The organism is Streptomyces sp. NPDC003036, assembly GCF_040611175.1.
Classification (GTDB): domain Bacteria; phylum Actinomycetota; class Actinomycetes; order Streptomycetales; family Streptomycetaceae; genus Streptomyces.
Map to the genome: position 1 here is coordinate 43718 of NZ_JBEXNO010000050.1, position 6414 is coordinate 50131.

General features: G+C 69.0%; 6 protein-coding genes. 5 read left to right on the forward strand and 1 reads right to left on the reverse strand.

The genetic code is table 11. From position 1 onward, the window contains the following. Positions 1 to 7: 7 nt before the first annotated feature. The gene (locus ABZX67_RS29095; RefSeq protein ID WP_355366223.1) at positions 8 to 1447 is read right to left on the reverse strand and encodes a helix-turn-helix transcriptional regulator; all 1440 of its coding nucleotides are present in this window, start codon (positions 1445 to 1447) and stop codon (positions 8 to 10) included. A 1024-nt stretch (positions 1448 to 2471) separates the two neighbouring features. On the opposite strand from ABZX67_RS29095, the gene ABZX67_RS29100 reads away from it, so the two are divergent. The 5 genes from ABZX67_RS29100 (at position 2472) to ABZX67_RS29120 (ending at position 6293) form a co-directional block, all read left to right on the forward strand. Continuing rightward, entirely contained in the window at positions 2472 to 3578 is a 1107-nt protein-coding gene (locus tag ABZX67_RS29100; protein ID WP_355366226.1) for a hypothetical protein, read from the forward strand. Then, positions 3575 to 4339: an ATP-binding protein gene (locus ABZX67_RS29105; protein ID WP_355366229.1), complete on the forward strand. Its 765-nt coding sequence runs from the start codon at positions 3575 to 3577 to the stop codon at positions 4337 to 4339. The genes ABZX67_RS29100 and ABZX67_RS29105 overlap by 4 nt, the downstream gene beginning before the upstream one ends. A gap of 113 nt (positions 4340 to 4452) precedes the next feature. After that, positions 4453 to 5067: a WhiB family transcriptional regulator gene (locus tag ABZX67_RS29110; protein ID WP_355366232.1), complete on the forward strand. Its 615-nt coding sequence runs from the start codon at positions 4453 to 4455 to the stop codon at positions 5065 to 5067. 54 nt (positions 5068 to 5121) lie between these two features. After that, a complete protein-coding gene (locus ABZX67_RS29115; protein WP_355366235.1) occupies positions 5122 to 6105 on the forward strand; it encodes a DUF2637 domain-containing protein in 984 nt (327 codons plus the stop codon). Beyond that, a complete protein-coding gene (locus ABZX67_RS29120) occupies positions 6102 to 6293 on the forward strand; it encodes a hypothetical protein (protein WP_355366238.1) in 192 nt (63 codons plus the stop codon). The genes ABZX67_RS29115 and ABZX67_RS29120 overlap by 4 nt, the downstream gene beginning before the upstream one ends. The last annotated feature ends 121 nt before the right edge of the window (positions 6294 to 6414 follow it).

A 6414-nucleotide genomic window follows, 5' to 3' on the forward strand; every position in this document is an offset into this window, starting at 1 on the left:
GCCTCGCTCAGATCTCGTCGGTCGGATCCCAGACGTACGGGAGACTCGGGTCCTGTTCGTGCAGGTCCCGAGCGATCTGCTCCAGGAAGTGGATCCTGTTCTTCAACTGCGGCAGGAGCTCTTGGATTCGGTCCGACGCCTCCTTCGGGGCCGCCGGCAGGTTCGCGCGCACCAGGAGCTTCATTTCCTGGAACGCCTCGGGATCGGTGGCGGCATGCGGGAGCTTGACGATCGCGGTGTACACCGCGACCTCGGAGACGCTCCACTCACCGTCTTCCTCCTGGACGGCCCAGATGACCGACTGAGCAGAGGGCGACAGCGTCAACTGGCACTTCTCGCCCATGAGCCGACTAAGAACCGGAAGAGGCACGGCGTCCTCGCCGGCCAACGCGGCAGCGGCTTCGGCGGTGGGGACCGTGATCCGCCCGGTGATGGCGTGAGCGACGCGGCGGCGGGCAGCAGCCGTCGGCGGGGCCGGTGGCTCCTGAACCTGCGGCTTCGCATCCGAGGCGCCGAGGGCGGTGTCCACGTCGCGGGCTTCTTCCTCGCCGTCCTCCTTTGCCCACCACGTGATGACGACGAAGCGGTACTCAGGGAACGCCGCCGGGTAGAGGACGTGGCTGACGACGTCGATGGGCTCCCACCCCATGGCCGGGATGCTCATCCGGAAGATGTGTCCGTCCCGGTTCTCGGTCAGGTCGGTGCAGGTCTCCCAGATGTGCCTGACCTTAGGGTCCTTGCACACGTCACCGATGAGCTCCATGAGCTCGGCCGAGTCACCCCTACCGGCAAGAGCGAACTTCAACATCTTGACGTACTCGGTGGCGTGCCGGTTCCAGTCGTGGTACTGGGCACGGGCCTCCTGGGTCGTCAGGGCCCAGCGCATGAGGTTGGCGCCTGGTTCGAGCACCCAGGGCCACCACTCCGCCATCGCCGCGTTGTAACCGACGATGTTCCAGTTGGCGTCGCACAGGTAGGTCGGGCTCGGCATCTGCTTGTCGATGAGCAGTCGAAGGCCGCTGCGGACTCGCGGGTCGACGGTTCCGTTGGCGTCCGCCGAGGTGGCCGTGTGCCCGAGGTTGTTGTAGAGCAGGAGCGCGTGATACTCATCGCGGTCGAGCTGCAGCAGCTCGGCCAGCTTGTCGCACTGGTCACGGTCAAGGCGGTTCCTGCCATCACCGCGCTCCAGGTCGCGCCACCAGCGTTCCGACCTGTCGACTGCAGTGGCACATTCTTCCTGCGTGACACGCCGCCCGCGCCGATGGCCGGCGACCTTGCGCCAGGACTTCAGCTGTCCGGCGAAACCCATGAGCTGGCCGGCCCACGGCGCCTGCGCATCCTCCTTGGGAACCCGGCCAGCAGATGCAGCCTCCTGGCTGCTTCGCGCGACCTCGCCGGTCTCGTCCCCGGTGCCCCCGTGGTCCGGGAGGGGCTCTCTGGCGCCCATCCGCTTCTCCTCGCTCCTCTGGTGTCGCTTCCCTCGTGTAGAGGGCTTGCCGTTCCCCGAGTTGAGGCAACACAAAAGGGAGGGACCACGCTCTGCGCGTCGGCCCTCCCCTGCCTCCAATCCAGAATACGAGATCATTTTGAGAGCTTGGAATCGACCCGTCGAGGCGCGGTGACCCAGGGCACATTCCTACGGTTGCGTAGGTTGCGATCGACTAGCAATATCGCGGCGTTCAGCCCCGAAACGGACATAAAACCGGCAGGCGATTTCCGGTTCTGAAACCGGCAACTTATTGCCGGTTTTTTCTTCCACACCGACACACTGGCCTACACATGCCTCTCGCAACCGGAACGGGATGTTCCCACCTCGATGCATTTCCTTTACCGGCCAGGGAAGTTGCCCCTCACTGGGGCGCCACGACAGGACTAGACCAAGGCGTCTCTACGCGCGTAACTCCGCTGGAAACCGACATTGACGTTGGTTCTTCCGGAAGGTTTAAATCCTGGTCATCAGCAGGTCAGCCCGGCGTGACGGTCCCGCCGGGCGAGGCAGAGAGAGGGCATCGGTGGTGACGCGGCAAGGGTGCGCGCTGGGAGAAGGCCCAGCCATTCACCGGTTACCTCCGAACGAGGCGGCCTTTAACGGCCTCTAGTGCCAAGCATGGACTTGTGCGGGCGGTCTACGTATGTTCGTCGTCCCCGGGAGGCAACCCGGCGATCGACGGAAGGGATACGTGAAGCACCGCACAGAGAGAGCCTGAAAACGCTGCGGCGCCCGGGAGAGGCAACTCCCAGGCGCCGAACCGCGAAGAGTCCTATCTCCACCGAGGCAACGGTGGAGAGACCGACCCGTCATCGCCGCGCCGGCCCTTCCTACGGGCAACACCGGCTGCGGCTGTACTACAAGGAGAGTTTTGCATGAGCACGGCCCTGCGCGAAAGCCCGTCCTTCGGGATTGGCACCGCGGACCGCGCGACGGCCATCGCCCACCTTCGTTCTGCGCGCCGGAACGGAGCTGAGGTCTGATGGCTCGTATCCGCACCATCAAGCCGGAAGCGTTCGAATCGGAGGACTTGGCGTCCGTGGACGTGACGGCGGTGTTGACCTTCATCGGGCTGCTGACCCACGCCGACGATGCAGGACGACATCGCGACCTGCCGGCCATCGTCGCCGGGCGGCTGTGGGCACTGCGGCCTGACCACACTCCGGCTCACGTCGCCCATGACCTGGAGCAGCTCGCCGAGCGCGGCTTGATCTGCCGGTACACCGGCTGCGACGGCAAGACGTGGTTGCACATCGTGACGTGGGACCGGCACCAGAAGATCAACCGCCCCTCGGCTTCCCGTCTCCCCCGCTGTCCCGTGCACGACGCGGCGAAGGCGTGCGGCGAGTGCGGGCGAACGCAGTGCCCGTCGCCGACCCTCTCGGACAACGTTCGCGCGGCGGCCCAGGTGTCCGCCGAGCCACCGGCAGGCCCCTCGCCCGAGGACGGCTCCATGAACACTCATGGAGTCCTCATCCGCTCGGCTGCGCCGGATTCCCCCGGCGATGCGGTCCGATCCACCGAAGTGATGGAAGCCACTCCGCCCGCGCTGCCGCATTTCACCGGCGGCGGCGAGAAAACCGCAGGTGAAAGCGGTCGTGAGCGGAGCGAGGGAGTGACCGCCGCCACGTTCACGGAGGGCTCACGCACTGGATCTAGGATCTTGGATCCTGGATCTTCCCGTAGGGGGCGCGAGGCGCCCGCGCCCGGATCCTCCTCGGACCAGCTGCTGGAGTCGGCCGAGGCGGGCGAGTGGTCGGCGAAGCGGTTGATGGCGGAGTACCTCCGCGGGTGCAGCCGCCGCCCGCCGAAGACCTTCCTCGGCCACCTTGGCAAGGAGATCCGCCAGCTGCTGGACGAGGGCTTCGAACCCGACGCACTGCGTCCCGCACTCGACCGCCTGCGGACCAAGGGCCTACATCCGAGCGTCCTGCCGAGCGTCGTGAACGAGGTGGTCAACTCGGCACCCGCCTCCCCGGCCGGCCCGTCCTCCGCCGCCGGCGCGGGCCCCTGGGCCGCCGCCTCCCCCGCGTACATGCCGTACCTGAACCCCACCGAGCCCACCGGTACCTTCGGAGTCGCCCTGTGACCCGCCCACGCCTCGACGACCCTCAGACGGCCGCCGAGAACCCGACGGTGGCCTGGATGCAGCGCAAGCTCGCCGAACGCGGCATCGCCCTCGACAGCGCCACGCCCCTCGCTGACACCCCCGAGCCGATCCCCGCGCTGGAAGCCGCCCAGGAGCGCATCCCGTACGAATACCGGGACGCCCACACCGAGCACCCCGCCGTCGCCCAGTGGGTGCGCGCCATCGCCGAGAGCGCCGTCGGTCACGCCGCCAGTCCCCTCGTCCCGCACTTCGGCTCCGCCGGCCAGCGAGAGATCACGCACGGCCGCAGCCTCCTGCTGTGGGGGCCCACGGGTGCCGGTAAGACCCACCAGGCGTACGGAGCGATCCGGGCCCTGACCGCAGCCGGGTGCGGAGTGCGCTGGCAGGCCACGACCGCCGCCGACCTCTACGGCGCGATGCGCGCACGGGGCGGGCTCGATCCGGAGTACCTGCTGCGGCGGATCGTACGGACGCCACTGCTCCTCCTGGACGACCTCGGCGCGGCCAAGAGCAGCGAGTGGAACGAGGAGATCACCTTCCGCCTGCTCAACTGGCGCAGCGAGCACCGCCTGCCAACGATCATCACGACCAACCTGGCCCCCGTCCGCACCACGCGGATGGACCCCCGCCAGCCGGTTCTGCGTGACAAGGTCGGCGACCGCGTGCTCTCCCGCCTGTCCGGCATGTGCACCCCGGTCCACCTCGACGGTCCCGACCGCCGCTTCCGCGCCGCCGCCTGACGGCCCCCGCGCTTCACCCGCTTCCCGCCGCCCGGCACCGAGCCGGCCCGCCGACACCAGCCGGCGCGTCCGCGCCGCTCCCGCCTGCCCGGCGGCCCCCTGGAGAACCACCCATGCGCCACATCACCACCAACAGCACGCCCACCACGAGCCTGCGCGGCATCGCCGACATCTCCTGGCATGCCCGCGGAGCCTGCCGCGAACTGGAGGCCGACGAGGCCGACCGCCTGTTCTTCTCGGCCCCGCGCGCCCACGCCGATATCGCCGAGGCCAAGACGATCTGCGGTACCTGCCCCGTACGCCAGGACTGCTTCACCCACGCACTGGACAACGACATCCGCTGGGGCATGTGGGGCGGGCTGACCGAGGCCGAGCGCCGGCCCTGGCACGCCAAGGTCGCCAAGCGCCTCGACTACACGCGGGTGCGCGCCGCGATCATGGGCCGGGACGTCCACCTCACCGCCGCCGAGCGCGACGCCGTCACCCGTCACGCCTACGTCCGCGGATGGGCCCCGGAGCGCCTGGCATACGCATTCGGCATCGACCTGGACCACGCACGCGACCTGCTGCGAGACGCCGGCCACGCCATCGCGGACCGCGACCGGTACTGGACACCCCCCACCGAGGGCGACAGCGACGCGGCCACCGCCACAGAGGAAACGTTCTGCCAAGTGCCGAGCCAAGCCCAGACCCACGGCCTGATCGAGGCACTGAAGAAGGCGGCATGACCTCCCGCCGCCTCCCCACCAACCTCACCATGACCCCGCGCCGAAAGGGAGCTGTTGACCGAGGAGACCACCGAGCAGACCGCGGACCGCTACGCGTTGGTCGCGGCCGGCACCGTGATCACCGTCCTCACCGTGGCGGGCTTCTGGCTCTCCTACGCCCACCTTGCCGAGGTCGCAGGGCGGCACGGGCTGGCCAACTCGCCGAGCCGGCAGTGGGCGTGGCCGGCGACGTTGGACGCGTTCATCGTCGCCGGGGAGCTTCTCATGCTGCGAGCCGGTCTGCGCCGGGTGACGGACTGGTGGGCCGTCGGCGTGACCGTCACCGGATCCGTCGGCTCAATCGCCCTGAACGTCTTCGGAGTCAGCGGCACAGCCCCCGGTCCGGTCCCACTCCTGGACTACGTGGTCGCCGCCGTCCCACCCACCGGGGCGATGCTGGCCTTCGGCGTGCTAATGCGGCAGATTCACCAGCGGGTCGCCCGGCCGCTCCCTGACACGGACGAAGCCGACCGTGAGGGCACACCGGAACCGGCGGTCCGGAGTGCCGCTGGCTCGGCTGACGCCGACCACGCCGCCCCGGAACCCGGACCGGACCCGGACCACGCCGCCCCGGAACCCGGACCGGACCCGGACCACGCCACCCCCGAACCCGGACCGGACCCGGACCACGCCACCCCCGAACCCGGACCGAGCGGATCCCCTTCCCGGACCAGCGCCCCCAGCGGTCCGGAGCGAAGCGGACCGCGGCGAGGGCGTCCCGGACCGGCACGTCCACGGACGGTCCGGGCCAAGGTCCAGGCTGGTCGGCGGCCCCAACCTGGACCGCGCCGTCTGTCCGAAGACGAGGTCGTCGAGCTGGTCCTTCCTCATGTCCCCGAAGTGCTGCGTGAAGACAACAACAAGCAGATCACCCGCGCGCAGCTCAGGACGATCATGCGTCGCCGGGGAATCACCCTCGGCAACGAGCACCTGGGCCCGGTCCTGGCTCGCGTGCGTGCCGCCACCGCCCCCTCTTCCTCTGAAGGAGCTGTTCGATGAAGACCTGTGACCGCTTCGAGCGGATGAAGAACGCGTACGAGACCGACCTCGCCGTCCTGAACGGCCACGCTGACCGACATGCGGGCACGAATCCCGCGAAGGCGAGCAGTCGAATCGCCAAGGGCGTGCAGCTGAACATGGCGCGGGCCCTGTCCAAGCACTACGACCGCTGCAGGGTGTGCTGCTGATCCTCATCTCCCCTTGTGGTGGCCCGGTCTTCGCCGGGCGACGAGCTCATCGACGGCGTCCTGATGGACGTGCGCGGGGAGACGTACGAGACCTGGGACGACCTCAAGGTGTACTGCCGGT

Coding starts and splice junctions, on each gene's coding strand:
- ABZX67_RS29110 (WP_355366232.1), top strand. CDS start 4,453: ATGCGCCACATCACCACCAACAGCACGCCCACCACGAGCCTGCGCGGC.
- ABZX67_RS29100 (WP_355366226.1), top strand. CDS start 2,472: ATGGCTCGTATCCGCACCATCAAGCCGGAAGCGTTCGAATCGGAGGAC.
- ABZX67_RS29120 (WP_355366238.1), top strand. CDS start 6,102: ATGAAGACCTGTGACCGCTTCGAGCGGATGAAGAACGCGTACGAGACC.
- ABZX67_RS29095 (WP_355366223.1), bottom strand. CDS start 1,447: ATGGGCGCCAGAGAGCCCCTCCCGGACCACGGGGGCACCGGGGACGAG.